Source organism: Bacillus sp. KS1 (assembly GCF_020075515.1).
Taxonomy (GTDB): domain Bacteria; phylum Bacillota; class Bacilli; order Bacillales; family Bacillaceae; genus Bacillus; species Bacillus velezensis.
Window position 1 is genome coordinate 380,836 of the sequence record NZ_JACAWW010000015.1, and the last position, 20,193, is coordinate 401,028.

A 20,193-nucleotide genomic window follows, 5' to 3' on the forward strand; every position below is an offset into this window, starting at 1 on the left:
ATATCGTTTGACAAACGGTATTGTAATATTTAATAATAGTGAGGATTTAAAGTTGCATATTATTTTCATGTATAAAATGACGTTCATCATAAAGAATGAAATGTTGAAAGCCATAAAAAGGCAGCTCTAAAATGAATTGATACTTGAAAAGAGAGAGAACACCTCTTGAGGGGGATGAAAATGTCTGATTATCTAGTCATCGTGGAATCGCCGGCAAAGGCGAAAACGATTGAACGTTATTTAGGGAAGAAATATAAAGTCAAAGCTTCAATGGGACATGTCCGAGATCTTCCGAAAAGTCAAATGGGAGTTGACATCGAACAGAACTTTGAACCGAAATATATTACGATCCGCGGAAAAGGCCCTGTTTTAAAAGAATTAAAAACAGCGGCAAAGAAAGCAAAAAAAGTCTATCTCGCGGCCGACCCCGACAGAGAAGGGGAAGCGATTGCATGGCATCTCGCACACAGCCTTGATCTGGATCTCAGCTCGGACTGCCGGGTCGTCTTTAATGAAATAACGAAAGACGCCATTAAAGAATCATTTAAACATCCGCGCATGATTAATATGGATCTTGTCGATGCGCAGCAGGCGCGCCGCATATTAGACAGACTTGTCGGATACAAAATCAGCCCGATTCTTTGGAAAAAAGTAAAAAAAGGCCTCAGTGCGGGCCGTGTGCAATCCGTTGCGCTCCGGCTGATCATCGACCGGGAAAAGGAAATCAATGACTTTAAACCTGAAGAGTACTGGACGATTACCGGCTCATTTTTAAAGGGAAAAGAGACATTTGAAGCCGGATTTTTCGGAAAAAACGGCAAAAAGCTTCCTTTAAAAAGCGAAGAAGACGTAAAAGCCATTCTTGCTCAGCTGAAAGGCAATAAGTATACAGTTGACAAGGTTACGAAAAAAGAGCGCAAACGAAATCCCGCTCTGCCGTTTACAACGTCCACTCTGCAGCAGGAGGCTGCCAGGAAGCTGAATTTCAGAGCGAAGAAAACGATGATGATCGCTCAGCAATTATATGAAGGAATTGATCTCGGCAAAGAAGGGACAGTCGGGCTCATCACGTATATGAGAACGGACTCAACGCGGATTTCCAATACAGCCGTTGAAGAAGCGTCAGCTTTTATTGATCAGGCGTACGGAAAAGAGTACTTAGCGGGAAAACGGAAACCGGCAAAGAAAAATGAAAACGCTCAAGATGCCCACGAAGCGATCCGCCCGACTTCGGTGCTCAGAAAACCTGCCGACTTAAAAGCGGTGCTTGGAAGAGACCAGCTCAGATTATACAAGCTGATTTGGGAGCGCTTTGTTGCAAGCCAGATGGCGCCTGCCGTCCTTGATACGATGAGCGTCGATCTCAGCAATAACGGATTGACATTCCGGGCAAACGGAAGTAAAGTCAAATTCGCCGGCTTCATGAAAGTCTATGTAGAGGGTAAAGACGATCAGCTGGAAGAAAAAGACCGCATGCTTCCGGACCTTAAAGAGGGAGACACGGTTTTATCGAAAGATATTGAGCCTGAGCAGCACTTTACTCAGCCGCCTCCGCGTTATACAGAGGCGCGCCTGGTTAAAACGCTTGAAGAACTGGGGATCGGCCGTCCTTCGACATATGCGCCGACTCTTGACACCATCCAGCGCCGCGGTTACGTGGGATTAGACAATAAACGGTTTGTGCCGACTGAGCTTGGGCAGATCGTGCTGGATCTTATCATGGAGTTTTTCCCGGAAATCATTAACGTTGAATTCACGGCTAAAATGGAAAGAGACCTTGACCATGTTGAAGATGGCCAGACAGAATGGGTTCAAATCATTGACAGCTTCTATACTGATTTCGAAAAACGCGTGAAAAAAGCGGAAGCCGAAATGAAAGAAGTGGAAATTGAACCTGAATACGCCGATGAAGATTGTGAGTTATGCGGCTCCCGGATGGTTTATAAAATGGGCCGATACGGCAAATTTATGGCGTGCTCCAACTTCCCTGACTGCCGGAATACAAAACCGATTGTCAAACAAATCGGCGTAAAATGCCCTAAGTGCCATGAAGGAAACATTGTCGAACGAAAATCAAAAAAGAAACGCATCTTTTACGGCTGTGACCGTTATCCTGAATGCGACTTCGTATCTTGGGACAAACCGATTGAACGAAAATGCCCGAAATGTGAAAATATGCTCGTAGAGAAAAAGCTTAAAAAAGGCATACAAGTCCAATGCGTCGAATGCGATTATAAGGAAGAACCACAGAAGTAGCGGTGAGCAGAGCCTTGCTCACCTTCTTTGTGTGGAAGGGACAAACAACAGGAGATGAAAAGAAATGAACCAGCAAACAGTTAATGTAATCGGAGCAGGCCTTGCCGGAAGTGAAGCGGCATGGCAGCTTGCAAAACGAGGAATTCAAGTGAAACTATATGAAATGCGGCCCGTCAGGCAGACGGCAGCCCATCATACTGATAAATTCGCCGAACTGGTATGCAGCAACTCCCTCCGTTCAAATACACTCGCCAATGCGGTAGGGGTATTAAAGGAAGAAATGCGGGCGCTTGACTCGGCAATCATTCAATCTGCTGATAAATGCTCGGTTCCGGCCGGAGGAGCGCTTGCCGTTGACCGTCATGAATTTGCGCAAAGCGTGACGGATCTCGTGAAAAACCATCCGAACGTAACGGTTCTTACTGAGGAAGTAACAGAGATTCCGGAAGGCCCGACTGTTATCGCGACCGGACCGCTTACGTCAGAATCGCTTTCACAGCAGCTGAAGGAGCTCACGGGAGAAGAGTATCTGTATTTTTATGACGCGGCGGCGCCGATTGTCGAAAAAGACAGCCTTGATATGGAGAAAGTGTACTTAAAATCCCGTTATGACAAGGGAGAAGCGGCGTACTTAAACTGCCCGATGACAGAGGAAGAGTTCGACCGTTTCTATGAAGCATTGACGACGGCTGAGACGGTACCTTTAAAAGAATTCGAAAAAGAAATCTTCTTTGAAGGCTGCATGCCGATTGAAGTCATGGCGAAAAGAGGCAAGAAAACGATGCTGTTCGGACCGATGAAACCGGTCGGACTGGAAGATCCGAAAACAGGCAAGCGCCCTTATGCAGTCGTTCAGCTCAGACAGGATGATGCGGCGGGAACGCTTTATAATATTGTAGGTTTTCAGACACATTTAAAATGGGGAGACCAAAAAGAAGTGCTTAAACTGATCCCCGGTCTTGAAAATGTTGATATCGTCAGATACGGCGTCATGCACAGAAACACATTTATCAACTCGCCGAGCCTTTTGAACCCGACATATCAATTTAAACAGCGGAACGATCTGTTTTTCGCGGGCCAAATGACCGGCGTAGAGGGTTATGTTGAATCTGCTGCTTCAGGTCTTGTAGCGGGAATCAATGCCGCCAAACTTGTGCTCGGTCAGGATCTTGTGACATTCCCGCAGGAGACGGCGATCGGAAGCATGGCTCACTACATTACGACGACGAATCAGAAGAACTTCCAGCCGATGAATGCAAACTTCGGCCTCTTAAAAGAATTGCCTGTAAAAATTAAAAACAAAAAAGAACGAAATGAAGAATACGCTAAACGCGCAATTGAAACTATTCAAACTATTTCGAAAACGATATAGCTTTTCATTGCAACTTCGATGCATTATATGATACCATTTAAAAGCCCTTCGGAGAGGGAGGTCTTCATAATGACTGAGAATGTTAACTTTTTTTTAAAGTTATTCGTTGAATATTTACAAATTGAAAAAAATTATTCACAATATACTATTGTGAATTATGTTAATTCGATTGAAGAATTTGGGATGTTTCTGCATGCTCAAAATATAAATGGAATGAAAGAAGCTGCATATCATGATGTGAGAATATTTTTGACAGAGGCTTATGAAAAAGGCCTGTCAAGAAAAACAATCAGCAAGAAAATTTCAGCTTTGAGAAGCTTCTATAAATTTTTAATGAGGGAAAAGCTTGTTGAAGAGAATCCGTTTCAGCTTGTTCATCTGCCGAAACAAGAGAAACGGATTCCGAAGTTTCTTTATGAAAAAGAACTTGAGGAACTATTCGCTGTTTCAGACAGAAGTCAGCCGTCAGGGATGCGCGATCAGGCCCTGCTTGAGCTTCTTTATGCGACCGGAATGAGGGTCAGTGAGTGCTGTACGCTCACTGTCGGCGATCTTGACCTGTTCATGGATACGGTGCTCGTTCACGGGAAAGGCAAGAAGCAGCGCTATATCCCGTTCGGCTCATATGCCCGTGATGCGCTGGAGCTGTATATCAACAGCGGAAGGCAGTGCCTGCTTGAAAAAGCAAAAGAGCCTCATGATGTGCTGTTTGTCAATCAAAGAGGCGGCCCGCTGACCGCCAGAGGAATCCGGTATATTTTAAGCGGGCTTGTAAAAAAAGCATCCGGCACTTTACATATACACCCGCATATGCTTCGGCACACGTTTGCGACTCATCTGCTGAATGAAGGGGCTGATTTAAGAAGCGTCCAGGAGCTTTTGGGCCATTCCAATCTGTCTTCTACGCAGATATACACGCATGTATCGAAGGAAATGCTGAGAAACACATATATGTCCCACCACCCGAGAGCTTTTAAAGAAAATTAAAAGGAGGCCCTTCTCATGTCATCTTTTCATGCGACAACGATTTTTGCCGTCCAGCATAACGGGAAAAGCGCTATGTCAGGAGACGGCCAGGTCACATTCGGTCAGGCTGTAGTCATGAAACATACCGCGAGAAAAGTGAGAAAGCTGTTTAACGGAAAGGTTCTGGCCGGATTTGCGGGATCTGTTGCAGACGCTTTCACACTTTTTGAAATGTTTGAGGCGAAGCTTGAAGAATACAACGGCAATTTAAAACGTGCGTCGGTTGAGCTTGCGAAAGAATGGCGCAGCGATAAAGTGCTGCGCAAGCTGGAAGCCATGCTGATTGTCATGAACCAGGATACCTTGCTTCTCGTATCGGGAACAGGTGAAGTGATTGAGCCGGATGACGGCATTTTGGCAATCGGCTCCGGCGGAAACTACGCCCTGTCAGCAGGAAGAGCGCTGAAAACCTATGCCGGAGAGAATCTGTCCGCCAAAGATATTGCAAAAGCCGCTTTGAAAATCGCGGGCGAGATTTGTGTGTACACAAACGATCAGATCATTTTGGAAGAACTTGAATAGAAAGGACTTGAGGCGCATGGAAAACAAACCGTTAACACCGAGACAAATCGTAGATCGGTTGGATCAATACATTGTAGGACAGCAGGATGCGAAAAAAGCTGTCGCCGTGGCATTAAGAAACCGCTATCGCAGAAGTCTTCTTGATGAAAAACTGAGAGACGAGATCGTTCCCAAAAACATCCTGATGATGGGCCCGACCGGGGTGGGGAAAACAGAGATCGCCAGACGGATCGCCAAGCTTACCGGTGCGCCATTTATAAAAATTGAAGCGACAAAATTTACAGAAGTCGGCTATGTAGGCAGAGATGTCGAATCAATGGTCAGAGACCTCGTTGAGACATCCGTGCGGCTCATTAAAGAAGAAAAAATCAGCGAAGTGAAAGAACAGGCTGAAGAAAATGCAAACAAACGTATAGTGCGGCTTCTCGTTCCGGGAAAGAAAAAACAAGCGGGTGTGAAAAATCCGTTTGAAATGCTTTTCGGAGGAAGTCAGGCGGCAAATGATGATGAAGCCGACCAGCAGGAAGAAGCAAGCCTTGAAGAGAAAAGAAAGCGCATGGCGCATCAGCTCGCATTGGGAGAGCTCGAAGACCATTACGTCTCCGTAGAGGTGGAAGAGCAGCAGCCGTCGATGTTTGACATGCTGCAAGGCTCCGGGATGGAGCAGATGGGCATGAATATGCAGGATGCCCTGAGCAATCTGGTGCCAAAAAAGAAAAAACGCCGCAAAATGACGGTCAGAGAAGCAAGGAAGGTTCTGACCAATGAAGAGGCAGGCAAATTAATCGATATGGATGAAGTCGGCCAAGAGGCCGTGTTAAGAGCTGAAGAGGGCGGCATTATCTTTATTGACGAAATAGATAAAATCGCAAAAAACGGAGGGGCTTCTTCCTCAGCAGATGTATCGAGAGAAGGCGTTCAAAGAGATATCCTTCCGATTGTCGAAGGATCTACCGTCGTCACGAAATACGGCTCCGTCAAAACAGATCACGTGCTGTTTATCGCAGCCGGGGCATTCCATATGGCCAAACCGTCTGATCTGATTCCGGAGCTGCAGGGCCGCTTTCCGATTCGTGTAGAATTGAGCAAGCTGACAGTAGATGATTTTGTGAAGATTCTCGTCGAACCCGATAACGCCCTGTTAAAACAATATCAGGCTTTATTGCAGACAGAAGGTATATCTCTTGAATTTTCTGACGAAGCTATTCGTAAGATCGCCGAAGTAGCTTATCATGTGAATCAGGATACGGACAACATCGGAGCGAGAAGGCTTCACACGATATTGGAACGTCTCTTGGAAGACCTGTCGTTTGAAGCGCCGGACGTGACGATGGAAAAAGTCGCTATCACGCCGCAATACGTTGAAGAAAAGCTCGGAACGATTGCAAACAACAAAGATCTAAGTCAATTTATATTGTGAAAATTTAATAAGAGGAATTCTAGGAGGATTATTTATCATGGCTTTACTACAAAAAACACGAATTATTAACAGCATGCTGCAGGCTGCGGCAGGCAAACCCGTAAACTTTAAAGAAATGGCTGAAACGCTTCGTGACGTCATTGATTCTAATATTTTCGTCGTCAGCCGCAGAGGAAAGCTTTTGGGCTACTCTATTAATCAGCAGATTGAAAATGACCGCATGAAAAAAATGCTTGAAGACCGCCAGTTCCCGGAAGAGTACACGAGAAATCTGTTCAATGTTCCGGAGACGTCTTCAAACCTTGATATCAACAGCGAATACACGGCGTTTCCTGTAGAAAACAGAGACCTGTTCCAAGCGGGCTTAACAACGATCGTGCCGATCATCGGCGGAGGAGAGAGACTGGGCACGCTCATTCTGTCCCGTCTGCAGGATCAATTTGAAGATGATGATCTCATTCTTGCTGAATACGGAGCAACCGTTGTAGGAATGGAGATTTTAAGAGAAAAAGCGGAAGAAATCGAAGAAGAGGCGCGAAGCAAAGCGGTTGTTCAAATGGCGATCAGTTCTCTGTCTTACAGTGAACTTGAAGCGATTGAGCATATCTTTGAAGAGCTTGACGGAAACGAAGGCTTGCTTGTGGCAAGTAAGATTGCGGACCGTGTCGGTATTACACGTTCAGTAATCGTTAACGCGCTGAGAAAGCTGGAAAGCGCAGGCGTCATTGAATCCAGATCACTGGGAATGAAGGGGACGTACATTAAAGTTCTGAACAACAAATTCCTTATTGAATTGGAAAACCTTAAATCTCATTAAGACAAAAGCAGGATCCCTAAAAATGGGCGTCCTGCTTTTTTTATGGACAATAGGTGAAAAGTTGCAGTTTAAAGTTGCTTATTGGAATCTGATCTGAGATAATCCATCTTGCTGTGTGAAAAAAGGAGGAAGATACAGAAATTCTGCTATTTTCAGTCTAATATTAAACAAATCCTTGTAGTACAAATATTCTAGGACTTAATACCTACATACAAAATAGATATAATTGAGCACTTTTTTTTAGCCTAACTTCATAGACTTTAAGCCTGTTATTTCTTACAATAAGCATATGGTTTTACAATTCTCGACAAGGATTTTTAGGAGAAAAATATCTGAAATGGAGGTAAGTGGATTTGGACTTATTTTCTGGAACTATACAAAATCTTGAGAATGCCTTGGGGAGAGCGGACATTAAGCAAAAAGTCTTAACTAATAATATCGCCAATATAGATACACCGAACTACAAGGCAAAAAAAGTCTCTTTCCGAAATTTGTTAGATCAGGAAACATCCAATCTTGAGGCTGTAAAAACCGACTATCGGCACGTTGACTTTACGGGTTCGGGGGACGATTATTCTATCGTGTCCAGCAGTGATACATCGTACCAGCAAAACGGAAACAATGTCGATATCGACAAAGAAATGACAGATTTAGCCGAAAACCAAATTAATTATCAGGCTTTGGTTGAAAGAATGAGCGGCAAATTCAATTCTCTGAAAACCGTCTTGACAGGAGGAAAATAATGAGTGGCTTTCAAAGCTTAAATATTTCGGGTTCCGCTTTAACTGCACAGCGTGTCCGGATGGACGTCGTATCGTCCAACCTGGCCAATATGGATACAACGAGAGCGAAGCAGGTAAATGGCGAATGGGTGCCTTACAGAAGAAAGCTGGTATCTCTCCAATCCGGAGGCGAATCATTTTCGTCCCTTTTACATTCCAAGATGAACGGAACAGGAAGCGCGGGAAGTGGCGTAAAGGTATCTGGTGTTACGGAAGACCCGTCCGCTTTTAATCTCGTTTATGATCCGGAGAATCCTGATGCGAATAAAGACGGATATGTACAAAAACCAAATGTAGATCCATTAAAGGAAATGGTGGATCTTGTCAGCAGCTCGAGATCATATGAAGCAAACGTAACTGCATTAAACGCCTCCAAAGGCATGCTTTTGAAGGCTTTAGAAATCGGAAAGTAAGGTGATGTAAGTGGTTAACGCTATTACTCCTTTTCAGCTTCAACAAACCCAAAACACTCAAAACGTAACGAATCAATTAAACCAAACTCAAAAAACTGATTCTTCAAACCAAACAAGCTTTTCGGAGCTTTTAAAAAACTCTATTGATTCGTTAAATGAGTCACAAGTAAAATCTGACCAAATAACGAACGAACTGGCTGCAGGAAAGGATGTAAACCTTGACGAGGTCATGATCGCTGCCCAAAAAGCAAATATTTCTCTGACGGCCGCTACCGAATTCCGCAATAAAGCCGTGGAAGCCTATCAGGAAATCATGAGAATGCAGATGTAGTGGTCAGATTGAAGAGAATGACTGGAATGACCGGGGGTTAACATGAATCGTACTCTAATGCAAATGAAAACCAAAACGGCAGCGTTTTGGAACAACAGATCAAAAATACAGAAGATACTCATGGTAAGCGGCTTGGCCGCATTCATTATTTTACTCATCGTCGTTATTATTTTTACTTCGTCTGAAAAGATGGTGCCTCTTTATAAAGATTTGTCCGCGGAAGAAGCGGGGAAGATTAAAGAAGAGCTCGATACGAAAAAGGTGTCTTCTGAACTTGCTGATGGCGGCACGGTCATTAAGGTTCCTGAGAGCCAAGTGGATTCGCTTAAAGTCCAGCTTGCCGCAGAAGGCCTGCCGAAAACGGGATCAATTGATTATTCGTTCTTCGGACAAAATGCGGGCTTCGGCCTGACAGATAATGAGTTTGACGTTTTAAAGGTTGAGGCGACTCAGACCGAATTGTCAAACCTGATAAATGAAATGGACGGTATTAAAAGCTCGAAGGTCATGATCAATATGCCGAAAGAAGCCGTGTTCGTCGGTGAAGATCAGCCGGCAGCATCCGCTTCAATCGTTTTGCAGATTAAACCGGGCTACTCGCTTGATCAAAACCAGATCAACGGGCTGTACCATCTCGTTTCTAAAAGTGTTCCGAACTTAAAAGAAGATAATATCGTCATAATGGATCAAAATTCTACATATTATGACAAAAGTGACAGCGGTGCAGGGGCCGTTTCTGACAGTTATGCTTCTCAGCAAGGTATTAAGTCGCAGGTCGAAAAGGACATTCAAAAACATGTTCAGTCACTGCTCGGCACAATGATGGGGCAGGATAAGGTCGTTGTTTCCGTAACGGCGGATATTGACTTCACGAAGGAAAAACGCACTGAAGACACTGTCGAACCTGTCGATAAAGATAACATGGAAGGCATAGCGGTAAGCGCCGAAAAAGTTGCGGAAACGTACAAAGGCGACGGAGCGGCCAACGGCGGCACGGCCGGAACGGGAAGCAATGACACCGCGAACTATGCCGAGACAAACGGCGGTTCAAACAGCGGGGACTACGAAAAAAGCAGCAATAAAATCAACTATGAAGTCAACCGCATTCATAAAGAAATCGCTGAAAGCCCGTATAAAGTGCGTGATTTAGGGATTCAGGTCATGGTGGAGCCGCCTAATCCGAAAAATGCCGCTTCCTTATCAGCACAGAGACAGGCTGATATACAGAAGATTTTAGGAACGGTCGTCAGAACGTCTCTTGATAAAAACGAAACGCAAAATCAAAACCTGACAGACAATGATATCAACAATAAAATCGTTGTATCCGTTCAGCCGTTTGACGGAAAAACAAGCCTGAACACAGATTCGGCACAATCTTCAGGTCTTCCGATCTGGGTATACATTACAGGCGGCGTACTGCTTGCGGCCATTATTCTGCTTATTATTCTCCTCATCAGAAAGAAACGCTCACAAGAGGATGAATACGAAGAATATGAATATGAAACACCGCCGGAGCCGGTTCGATTGCCTGATATCAACGAAGAGAAAATTGAAACGGAAGAAACAGTCAGACGAAAACAGCTTGAAAAAATGGCTAAAGAAAAACCGGAAGACTTTGCTAAATTGCTTCGAAGCTGGCTGGACGAGGATTAGGGGGAATGGAAAATGGCGAAACGTGATCAGAACAAGCTTACAGGAAAACAAAAAGCAGCCATCCTCATGATTTCCTTAGGCCTTGATGTATCAGCTTCTGTATACAAGCATTTGTCTGAAGAAGAAATTGAAAGATTGACACTCGAGATTTCGGGAGTCAGAAGCGTCGATCATCAAAGAAAAGATGAAATCATTGAAGAATTTCATAATATCGCAATCGCTCAGGACTATATTTCACAAGGCGGTTTAAATTACGCCCGCCAAGTGCTTGAAAAAGCGCTCGGAGAAGACAAAGCGGTAAGCATTTTAAACAGGCTCACCTCTTCTTTGCAGGTAAAGCCGTTTGACTTCGCAAGAAAAGCGGAGCCCGAACAGATTTTAAATTTCATTCAGCAGGAACATCCGCAAACGATGGCGCTGATTTTATCCTACCTTGACCCGGTGCAGGCCGGACAGATTTTGTCTGAGCTGAACCCGGACGTTCAGGCTGAGGTGGCAAGAAGGATTGCGGTTATGGACAGAACGTCTCCAGAAATCATAAATGAAGTGGAGCGGGTCCTTGAACAAAAGCTGTCCTCCTCCTTTACGCAGGATTATACGCAGACCGGCGGCATAGAAGCCGTTGTTGAAGTGTTAAACGGCGTAGACAGAGGAACGGAAAAAACGATTCTTGATTCATTAGAAATCCAAGATCCAGAATTGGCGGATGAAATCAAAAAACGGATGTTTGTCTTTGAAGATATTGTCACCCTTGATAACCGTGCGATTCAGCGCGTGATCAGAGACGTTGAAAACGACGACCTCCTGCTTTCATTGAAGGTTGCGAGCGAGGAAGTCAAAGAAATCGTCTTCAGCAATATGTCACAGCGTATGGTTGAAACGTTTAAAGAGGAAATGGAAATTATGGGGCCTGTGCGTTTGCGTGATGTGGAAGAGGCGCAATCAAGAATCGTGGGCGTCGTCCGCAAGCTGGAAGAAGCCGGTGAAATTGTAATCGCGCGAGGCGGAGGAGACGATATTATTGTCTAATATCATTAAACAGCAATCATCATTTTCTCCTGAACAAAAACGGCGCAAGCTTTCCTTGCAGGAAGTCAGGAAAACACATTCCCAGCCAGACCGGGAGGAACCCGAAAATCCAGAGGCTCTCATGGCTTTTGCCAAAGCAGAAGCCGACAGGGTGTCTGAAGAAGCGAAAAATCAATTTGAGCACACTCTTCAGCAGATTGAAGAAGAGAAAAACCGCTGGGCGGAAGAAAAACAAAGATTGATAGAAGAAGCAAAGGCAGAAGGATATGAAGAAGGCATGGCATTGGGAAAAGCCGAGGCTCAAGCTGAATACGCTAATCTCATCAGCCGGGCCAATGCCGTTATGGAAATGGCGAGACAGTCAGTCGAGGAAAAACTGGAAAGCGCTGAGGAAGAAATTATTGAGCTTTCCGTTGCGCTCGCTAAAAAAGTATGGCGGCAAAAAAGTGATGATAAAGAGGCTTTCCTTCTGCTGGTCAAACAGGTAGTAGCCGAAGTGAAAGATTATGATGACATCTCCATCTATGTGGACCCTGAATATTATGAGACGGTTCATCAGCATATGGACGAAATTCAGCAGCTGTTATACAAAGAATGCAGATTAAGCTTATATGCCGATGAAAAAGCCGCGAAGGGAACGTGCTCGATAGAAACTCCGTTCGGACGTGTCGATGCAGGCATAGACACCCAGCTGATGCAATTAAAGCAAAAACTTTTAACGGCGCTTGAGGCGGGAGCGGAGCAATGAAGACACAGTATTTAATAGACTCAATTGAAACAGCGGATCCGTACAAGCGCTACGGCAAGGTTAAACGGGTCATCGGGCTGATGATTGAATCAAAAGGGCCCGAAAGCTCGATCGGAGATGTTTGTCTCATTTATCCGAAAGGCCCTGCGAAAAAAGCGATTAAAGCTGAGGTTGTAGGCTTCCAGGATGAAAACATTCTGCTAATGCCTTATCTGGAAGCGGCCAGCATCGCGCCGGGCAGCATTGTGGAGGCCACTGGCGAGTCGCTCCGCATCAAAGTAGGCGCGGGTTTAATCGGACAAGTTGTCGACGCGTTCGGCGAACCTCTTGACGGCCGGGCGCTTCCGAAAGGTTTGTCCCCCGTTTCGACCGAGCAGCCGCCGCCAAACCCGATGAAACGCCCGCCGATACGGGAAAAGATGGGTGTCGGTGTCAGATCGATTGACAGTCTGCTGACGGTAGGAAAAGGGCAGAGAATCGGGATTTTTGCCGGAAGCGGAGTCGGAAAAAGCACCCTGATGGGAATGATCGCGAAGCAGACTGAAGCTGATTTAAACATTATCGCACTCGTCGGTGAACGGGGGCGCGAGGTGCGTGAATTCATCGAGAAGGATTTAGGCGAAGAAGGCCTGAAACGTTCGATAGTCGTAGTCGCGACCTCTGATCAGCCTGCCTTAATGCGTTTGAAAGCGGCGTATACGGCCACCGCCATTGCAGAGTATTTCCGCGATAAAGGCCGGAATGTGATGTTCATGATGGACTCCGTCACGAGGGTCGCGATGGCTCAGCGGGAAATCGGCCTGGCAGCGGGAGAACCGCCGACAACAAAAGGATATACACCTTCTGTGTTCGCTATTTTGCCCCGTTTGCTGGAAAGAACGGGCGCGAATGAACAAGGAACGATAACCGCTTTTTATACGGTTCTCGTTGACGGAGATGACATGAACGAACCGATTGCCGATACGGTGCGCGGAATATTAGACGGGCATATCGTTCTCGATCGGGCGCTTGCCAACAAAGGGCAGTTCCCGGCCGTGAACATCCTGAAAAGCATCAGCAGGGTCATGTCTAATATTTCAGACACATCGCATATAGAGGCGGCCAACAAATTCCGCGATCTTCTGTCAACTTATCAAAACTCTGAAGATCTCATTAATATCGGAGCTTACAAAAGAGGATCATCAAGAGAAATTGATGAAGCGATTCAGTTTTATCCGCAGCTTATTCAATTTTTAAAACAAGGAACGGAAGAACCTGCTCAATTGGAAGACAGCATTGCGGCATTGACGAGTCTGACAGGAAAAGAGGAATAAACATCGTGGCATACCAATTCAGATTTCAAAAGCTGCTGGAATTAAAAGAAAATGAAAAAGACCAAACATTGACTGAATACAGACAATCGGTTTCTGAATTTGAGACAGTGGCTGAAAAACTATATGAAAATATGAGCAAAAAAGAATTGCTCGAAAAAGACAAAGAATCAAAGCTGAAATGCGGGATGAGCGTTCAGGAAATGAGACATTATCAGCACTTCGTTTCCAATCTTGAGAACACCATCTATCATTATCAAAAGCTTGTCATCATGAAACGAAATGAAATGAATGAGAAGCAGGAACAGCTCACCGAAAAAAACATTGAAGTAAAGAAATTTGAAAAAATGCGGGAAAAACAATTTAATATGTTCGCACTTGAAGACAAAGCTGCAGAGATGAGGGAAATGGACGACATTTCAATCAAGCAGTTTATGATTCAGGGGCATTAGGAGCGAATGAAATGGCCGATAAAGAAAAGAGATCTGGAAAGTTCGGTTCAATCCTGCTTTTTATCATGATCCCGCTGATTTTTCTGATCATCGTCGCAAGCATCATCCTTTGGGCTGCCGGCGTTGATGTGATGAAGCCGATTCAAGAAACAGCCGCTAAAACGCCTGTTTTAAAAGAATTGGTTCCCGAAACGAAAGAAATGAAAAGCGCGGCGGAAAAGCAGAAGGAAGACAGAACGGCTTCTCTTGAAAAGACCATAAAGGAACAAAAAAGTGAAATTAACATTTTGAATAAAGATTTAGACACAAGCAAGTCCGAAATCGATAATCTGAATCAGAAAATCCGTTCACTGAAACAGGAAGCTGAACAACAGCAGAAAACGAAGACGGATGAAACGAAAAAAGACGCTTCGGATTCAGCCGGAAAAGATAAAATGATCAACATCTATAAAAGTATGGACAGCGGTAAAGCGGCAAGCATTATCGTAAAGCTGAAAGAAAAAGAAGCCCTCGATATTTTAAACGGATTAAGTAAAAAGCAGCTTGCTGAAATCTTGACGAAAATGACTCCTGAACAAGCGGCTAAATATACAGAAAAACTATCCGCTGACGGAAATAAGGAGTGATGTAAGTTGAAGCTGCTTGAATTAACGGGTAATCGTACGCAGGCTGCGCAAAACAGCAATGTGAAGATGAATGTAAACAGCTTAGGTCTATTTCATAACTGGCTCCTGTCGGAAATCACTTCTCCCCGGCAGCCTGGAGATGAAACAAAAACAAGTGACGCAGAGCTGAATAATGCCCTATCGAAAATCGGTGATTGGCTGAAAGCCGGCTCGGAAGATAAAGAATTGCAGCTGAAACAGCTGCTTGAGGCGGTAAAAGCTCTTGAAGGAAAGCAGACGGCTGAAACGGCTCTTCCTTTATTGAAGCAGCTTGCCGAATCTGTTGAAGACATGTTAGCGGGAAAACAGCATGGGGCGAAGCCTGAAACGGATGAGCCGGATTCTTCCGCAAAAGACGGGGATTCCGTCAAGGATGCGCTTGAGAAGGGTCTGCTTTTCATTCATGAAGCCGTATCCCAGCTCTTCACATCTCAGCAGGAACTGCCGGACAGCGCGCAGGCAAAGGCGGTTTACCAGGAAGGCGCCCGTTTATTAGAGGCATTGAAAAAACAAGGCGTTCCGGACCGCGTGATTCAAGACCTGCGGCAGACATTTTTTCCGAAAAACGAATCTGCATCTAAACTTTACTCCATGACAGCCGCTGAGCTGAAGAGCTTTCAAAGCGTCGCGGAGCAGCTTGCGGGCCTTTCTCAAAAGGGAACAAAGGAATGGGATATGGCTGAAACTGAGCTGAAAGCTTTTGTGTTATCTCAATCATCTGAATCATCCCAAGAGTCAGCCGGAAAAACAGAACAGCAAAACGGCGGCACGGTTTCTCACGCAAAGGCGCCTGACAGCAAATTGTCTGCACATATCCTGTTTTCGGGAACGAGAAGCCTTGCCGGCATTCAGCAAACGTCCGCAGGAGCTGAACAGCAGCCGGCAGAAAATAAACCGTTAACGGATCAGGTCATCAGCGGCTGGAAACAGATGAAATACACGCCTTTCGGGAAAACAACCGGAAGCTTTACGATTCGTCTTAATCCCGAGAACCTCGGATTTGTCACAATTAAGGTGACAAACGAAAACGGGATGTTTCAAAGCAAAATAATCGCATCCAGCCAGTCCGCGAAAGAGCTGCTGGAACAGCATCTTCCTCAGCTGAAACAGTCGCTTCCGAATATGTCGGTCCAGGTCGACCGTTTTACAGTCCCGCTTCAAGGCGGGGATCAGCAGCCTGTTTACGGGCAGACGGCCGATCACAATAAACAGCAGCATCAGGGACAGAGAGAGCAGAAGAACCAGCAGCAGTCAGGCGATTTCGGAGATATGCTGGAGGAGTTTTCTCTCAATGAAATGGAGGAAGAATAGGTGACATCAGTAAACTCGGATTATGCCGCGGCGGGCGCTTCAACCACTTCAAACGCGAAGAGCACCTCCGCAGTAAACAGCAGTACGAATTTAGGGAAAGACGAATTTCTGAAGATCTTAATGACACAGGTTCAAAACCAGGACCCGCTCAATCCGGTTGATGACAAAGAATTCATCAGCCAGATGGCGACATTTTCTTCATTGGAACAAATGATGAATATGAATACGACGATGACTAAATTTGTAGAAAATCAAGATCCGTTTACGATGTATGTGAACTGGATCGGCAAAAATGTCACATTCAGCGACAGCGACGGGAAGGATCAGACAAGCCCAGTCAATTCAGTCAAGCATTCAAACGGCAATTACGTGCTCGTGCTTGAAAATGGCAAAGAGGTCAGTCCGTGGAATGTCACGGCCGTCAGCGAAACATCTAAATAAAAAGAAACCCAGGGGGAATTTAACATGTTACGTTCATTATATTCCGGTATCAGCGGCATGAAAAACTTTCAGACAAAACTAGATGTAATCGGCAATAACATCGCCAACGTCAACACAGTGGGATTTAAGAAAAGCCGCGTTACATTTAAAGATATGATCAGCCAGACAGTCGCCGGCGGTTCAAACGTGACCAATTCAAAACAAATCGGCCTGGGTGCCGCGACTTCTTCCATTGATGTCGTTCATTCAACCGGCGCCCCGCAGGCTACACAGAATAAAACCGACCTAGCCATTGACGGAGACGGATACTTTCAGATTAATACAGGTTCGGGAATCGTTTACACACGTGCGGGGAATTTCGGAAAGGACAATCAAGGCAACCTTGTTACGACTGACGGGTACTACCTTGAAAAAATCGGCGGCGGCAAAATCAATATTCCGACTGATGCGAAAGATTACAGCATCGGTGCAGACGGAACCGTTACATACACTGATGCAGGGGATGCGGTTCATGATGCCGGACAAATCGGTCTGGTCACGTTCCCTAACAGCGCCGGTCTGGAAAAAATCGGAGGCAACCTTTACAGAGAATCATTAAGTTCAGGAGCTGCGAGCGCAGTCACCACTCCGGGCGAAAACGGAACGGGTAAGCTTTTGGCAGGCTATCTTGAAATGTCAAACGTAGATCTGACAGATGAATTTACCGAAATGATCGTTGCTCAGCGCGGTTTCCAATCAAACTCAAAAATCATTACGACTTCAGATGAAATCCTTCAGGAGCTGGTTAATCTGAAACGGTAAGGAGGGAGGAGAGGCGGTTAGGCCGCTTCTCCGGATTGCATGATTCAAGTCACCCGTTTAAACGGCCAGCCTTTTACGCTGAACGCGCTGTTTATCGAACAGATTGAGTGCTTCCCCGACACGACGATTACACTGTCCAACGGCAAAAAGTTCGTAGTGAAAGAACCGGAAGAAGCAGTTCTCAAAAAAGTCATATCGTTTTACCATAGCATACAAATATTTTCACTGGATCAGGGAATAGAGGAAGAAGAATGAAGAAAAAATTAGTCATCATTTTGCTGATTATTTTAATTGTCATCGCCGGCCTCGGAACGGCAGCATATTTTGTCGTCAGCGGAAATTCCGGCAAAGATAAAAAGCCGACAATTGACGAAGTCGTTGCAGCCACTGTGTCTGTCGACGATATCACGACAAACTTAAAGTCTGACAGCATCATCCGTATCGGCATCAAGCTTGAAACCGACTCGGCTAATGCGAAGGAAGAACTTGAAAAACGCGATTTTCAGGTGAAAGACAACATCATTTCCATTTTAGCCGACACAAGCGCCGGAGAGATTGAGGGAGATAAAGGAAGAGAAGCGTTTAAACAATCATTAAAAGAGAAAGTAAACAGCTATCTCCAAGAAGGAAAAGTTCAGAAAGTGTACATTACCTCCTTTAATCTGCAATAAAAACAAATTTGACAGAATACGGAGGTGAAGAAAATGTCAGGAGAAGTTCTCTCCCAAAATGAAATAGACGCACTGCTTTCCGCCATTTCCACGGGTGAGGCGGATGCGGAAGAGCTGAAAAAAGAAGTTAAAGAGAAAAAAGTAAAGGTATATGATTTTAAACGGGCTCTCAGATTCTCGAAAGATCAGATACGCAGTTTAACCCGGATACATGATAACTTTGCGAGGCTTCTCACAACACACTTTTCCGCCAAGCTCAGAACGTATATTCATATATCCGTCAGCTCAGTTGACCAGGTGCCGTATGAAGAATTTATCCGTTCCATACCGAACATGACGATTTTAAATTTATTCGATGTTCATCCGATGGAAGGCAGAATCATGATGGAGGTTAATCCCACCATCGCATACGCAATGCTTGACCGCGTCATGGGTGGCATCGGCATCACTCATAACAAAGCTGACAGCCTTACGGAAATTGAAACGAATATTATTTCTAACTTATTTGAAAATGCACTGGGCAACTACAAAGAAGCTTGGCAATCGATTGCTGATATTGACCCTGAAATGACTGAATTTGAAGTGAATCCTCAGTTTGTACAGATGGTTTCCCCAAATGAAACAGTCGTTGTCATTTCTCTCAATACACAGATAGGTGAAATCAGCGGTGTCATTAATCTTTGTATTCCCCATGTCGTACTTGAGCCGATTATCCCTAAGCTTTCCGTACATTATTGGATGCAATCAGACCGGAATGAAGCGAAGCCCGAAGAAACGAAGTTGCTTGAAAAGCGCATCATGACGGCTCAAATTCCCGTTGTGGCTCTCTTGGGCGCTTCTGAACTGACAATAGAAGAATTTTTAAGTTTGGAAGTCGGGGACTGTATAACTCTGGACAAATCAGTGACTGATCCTCTTACTGTATTGGTCGGAAACAAACCGAAGTTTTTAGGGCAGGCCGGCCGGGTGAATCGAAGACAGGCAGTGCAAATTTTAGATCACGACATAAGAGGTGAACAAGATGAACAATAGATTATCTCAAGATGAAATCGATGCTCTTCTTAACGGCACAAACAGTCAATCAGAGGATACAGAGCAGCCTCAAGGGGCGAACTTGTCTGAACTTGAGCGCGATGCGATCGGAGAAATCGGGAATATTTCGTTCGGCAGCTCGGCTACGGCGCTGTCCACTCTTTTAAATCAAAAAGTGGACATTACGACGCCGAGTGTGACCGTCATTTCAAAAAGCAAAATCAGTGATGAATTTCCTCATCCGTATGTTGCCATTGAAGTGAACTACACAGAAGGCTTTGACGGCAGCAATTTGCTCGTCGTCGAACAAAGCGACGCGGCCATCATCGCGGATTTGATGATCGGCGGAGACGGCCGGGGCGCCGATCCGTCACTCGGTGAAATCCACCTGAGCGCCGTGCAGGAAGCAATGAATCAAATGATGGGCTCGGCTGCTACGTCAATGTCGACCGTATTCAGTAAAAAGATTGACATTTCTCCGCCAAGGGTTGAACTTCTGGATGTGACGGAAGAAAAAGGGACCGACAGAATACCTGAGGATGACCTGCTCGTAAAAGTGTCATTCCGTCTGAAAGTCGGCGAATTAATCGATTCGAGCATCATGCAGCTTTATCCGATTACGTTTGCGAAAGATCTGATCGCAGACCTGATGACTGCAGACCAGCATGAGTCAGAGGCTGCAGAAACCGTATCAGAACCTCAGCAAACATACGAAACGCCGCAGCCGGAACCTGCCATGCAGCCGGAGCCGCAAGCAAAACCCGAGCTTCCGAAGAGACAGGGAACCGCCAAAAAAGCTGCTCCTGTTCAAGTCGCTCCGGTAGAATTCCAGGCGTTTGATCATAACGAAGCGGCGCAAGGATCAAGGAATAACCTTGATATGCTGATGGATATTCCGCTTTCCGTTACGGTTGAGCTCGGCAGAACGAAGAGAAGCGTCAAAGAAATCCTTGAACTTTCTGCGGGAAGCATTATTGAGCTTGACAAGCTGGCTGGTGAACCTGTTGACATCCTGGTCAACCAGCGGATCGTGGCAAAGGGCGAGGTCGTTGTCATAGAAGAAAACTTCGGCGTGAGAGTCACTGATATTTTAAGTCAGGCAGACCGCCTTAACAATTTAAAATAAGCGAACATAGAGGAG

22 protein-coding genes are annotated in these 20,193 nt (G+C 45.3%); all 22 read left to right on the plus strand.

Annotated elements, in window-relative coordinates; genetic code table 11:
• Window positions 1–180 precede the first annotated feature (180 nt).
• The 22 genes from topA to fliY all read left to right on the plus strand — a co-directional run bounded on the left by topA (window position 181) and on the right by fliY (window position 20,178).
• Window positions 181–2,256, plus strand: a complete 2,076-nt coding sequence (topA, locus tag HWY38_RS09210) for a type I DNA topoisomerase (RefSeq protein ID WP_007409771.1) — start codon at window positions 181–183, stop codon at window positions 2,254–2,256.
• 64 nt (window positions 2,257–2,320) lie between these two features.
• Window positions 2,321–3,628 (plus strand): FADH(2)-oxidizing methylenetetrahydrofolate--tRNA-(uracil(54)-C(5))-methyltransferase TrmFO, encoded by a 1,308-nt coding sequence (trmFO, locus tag HWY38_RS09215; RefSeq protein ID WP_012117550.1) that lies wholly within the window; start codon window positions 2,321–2,323, stop codon window positions 3,626–3,628.
• A 69-nt stretch (window positions 3,629–3,697) separates the two neighbouring features.
• Window positions 3,698–4,615 carry a tyrosine recombinase XerC gene (gene xerC, locus HWY38_RS09220; RefSeq protein WP_007409774.1) on the plus strand — a complete coding sequence of 306 codons (918 nt, stop codon included), beginning with the start codon at window positions 3,698–3,700 and terminating at the stop codon, window positions 4,613–4,615.
• Window positions 4,616–4,630: 15 nt separating this feature from the next.
• Window positions 4,631–5,176 carry an ATP-dependent protease subunit HslV gene (hslV, locus tag HWY38_RS09225; RefSeq protein WP_003154267.1) on the plus strand — a complete coding sequence of 182 codons (546 nt, stop codon included), beginning with the start codon at window positions 4,631–4,633 and terminating at the stop codon, window positions 5,174–5,176.
• Window positions 5,177–5,192: 16 nt separating this feature from the next.
• Window positions 5,193–6,596, plus strand: a complete 1,404-nt coding sequence (hslU, locus tag HWY38_RS09230) for an HslU--HslV peptidase ATPase subunit (RefSeq protein WP_007611413.1) — start codon at window positions 5,193–5,195, stop codon at window positions 6,594–6,596.
• Between the two features lie 37 nt (window positions 6,597–6,633).
• Window positions 6,634–7,413, plus strand: coding sequence for a GTP-sensing pleiotropic transcriptional regulator CodY (gene codY, locus HWY38_RS09235; RefSeq protein ID WP_003154263.1), 780 nt, complete (start codon window positions 6,634–6,636; stop codon window positions 7,411–7,413).
• Between the two features lie 353 nt (window positions 7,414–7,766).
• Window positions 7,767–8,156 (plus strand): flagellar basal body rod protein FlgB, encoded by a 390-nt coding sequence (gene flgB, locus HWY38_RS09240; RefSeq protein WP_003154260.1) that lies wholly within the window; start codon window positions 7,767–7,769, stop codon window positions 8,154–8,156.
• Window positions 8,156–8,608: a flagellar basal body rod protein FlgC gene (gene flgC / locus HWY38_RS09245; RefSeq protein WP_007409776.1), complete on the plus strand. Its 453-nt coding sequence runs from the start codon at window positions 8,156–8,158 to the stop codon at window positions 8,606–8,608. The genes flgB and flgC overlap by 1 nt, the downstream gene beginning before the upstream one ends.
• A gap of 10 nt (window positions 8,609–8,618) precedes the next feature.
• Window positions 8,619–8,939, plus strand: coding sequence for a flagellar hook-basal body complex protein FliE (gene fliE, locus HWY38_RS09250; RefSeq protein ID WP_007409777.1), 321 nt, complete (start codon window positions 8,619–8,621; stop codon window positions 8,937–8,939).
• 42 nt (window positions 8,940–8,981) lie between these two features.
• On the plus strand, window positions 8,982–10,592 hold the full coding sequence (fliF, locus tag HWY38_RS09255) for a flagellar basal-body MS-ring/collar protein FliF (RefSeq protein ID WP_224181698.1): 1,611 nt from the start codon (window positions 8,982–8,984) through the stop codon (window positions 10,590–10,592).
• 12 nt (window positions 10,593–10,604) lie between these two features.
• Window positions 10,605–11,621 (plus strand): flagellar motor switch protein FliG, encoded by a 1,017-nt coding sequence (fliG, locus tag HWY38_RS09260; RefSeq protein ID WP_003154256.1) that lies wholly within the window; start codon window positions 10,605–10,607, stop codon window positions 11,619–11,621.
• Window positions 11,614–12,369 carry a flagellar assembly protein FliH gene (gene fliH, locus HWY38_RS09265; protein ID WP_224181699.1) on the plus strand — a complete coding sequence of 252 codons (756 nt, stop codon included), beginning with the start codon at window positions 11,614–11,616 and terminating at the stop codon, window positions 12,367–12,369. Before fliG ends, fliH begins: the two co-directional genes overlap by 8 nt.
• A complete protein-coding gene (gene fliI / locus HWY38_RS09270; protein WP_224181700.1) occupies window positions 12,366–13,682 on the plus strand; it encodes a flagellar protein export ATPase FliI in 1,317 nt (438 codons plus the stop codon). Before fliH ends, fliI begins: the two co-directional genes overlap by 4 nt.
• Before the next feature lie 5 nt (window positions 13,683–13,687).
• On the plus strand, window positions 13,688–14,131 hold the full coding sequence (gene fliJ / locus HWY38_RS09275; RefSeq protein WP_032874893.1) for a flagellar export protein FliJ: 444 nt from the start codon (window positions 13,688–13,690) through the stop codon (window positions 14,129–14,131).
• Between the two features lie 11 nt (window positions 14,132–14,142).
• Entirely contained in the window at window positions 14,143–14,757 is a 615-nt protein-coding gene (locus HWY38_RS09280; protein ID WP_015388236.1) for a MotE family protein, read from the plus strand.
• 6 nt (window positions 14,758–14,763) lie between these two features.
• Window positions 14,764–16,107, plus strand: a complete 1,344-nt coding sequence (locus HWY38_RS09285) for a flagellar hook-length control protein FliK (RefSeq protein ID WP_224181701.1) — start codon at window positions 14,764–14,766, stop codon at window positions 16,105–16,107.
• Complete coding sequence (gene flgD, locus HWY38_RS09290; protein ID WP_003154247.1) at window positions 16,108–16,548, plus strand: flagellar hook assembly protein FlgD; 441 nt, start codon at window positions 16,108–16,110, stop codon at window positions 16,546–16,548. It begins immediately after the preceding gene.
• 24 nt (window positions 16,549–16,572) lie between these two features.
• The gene (gene flgG / locus HWY38_RS09295) at window positions 16,573–17,349 is read left to right on the plus strand and encodes a flagellar basal body rod protein FlgG (RefSeq protein ID WP_003154244.1); all 777 of its coding nucleotides are present in this window, start codon (window positions 16,573–16,575) and stop codon (window positions 17,347–17,349) included.
• A 39-nt stretch (window positions 17,350–17,388) separates the two neighbouring features.
• A complete protein-coding gene (locus HWY38_RS09300; protein WP_003154243.1) occupies window positions 17,389–17,604 on the plus strand; it encodes a flagellar FlbD family protein in 216 nt (71 codons plus the stop codon).
• Window positions 17,601–18,020: a flagellar basal body-associated protein FliL gene (gene fliL / locus HWY38_RS09305; protein ID WP_224181702.1), complete on the plus strand. Its 420-nt coding sequence runs from the start codon at window positions 17,601–17,603 to the stop codon at window positions 18,018–18,020. Before HWY38_RS09300 ends, fliL begins: the two co-directional genes overlap by 4 nt.
• Before the next feature lie 33 nt (window positions 18,021–18,053).
• A complete protein-coding gene (fliM, locus tag HWY38_RS09310; protein WP_003154240.1) occupies window positions 18,054–19,052 on the plus strand; it encodes a flagellar motor switch protein FliM in 999 nt (332 codons plus the stop codon).
• Complete coding sequence (gene fliY, locus HWY38_RS09315) at window positions 19,042–20,178, plus strand: flagellar motor switch phosphatase FliY (protein WP_174737305.1); 1,137 nt, start codon at window positions 19,042–19,044, stop codon at window positions 20,176–20,178. The genes fliM and fliY overlap by 11 nt, the downstream gene beginning before the upstream one ends.
• Window positions 20,179–20,193: the final 15 nt, after the last annotated feature.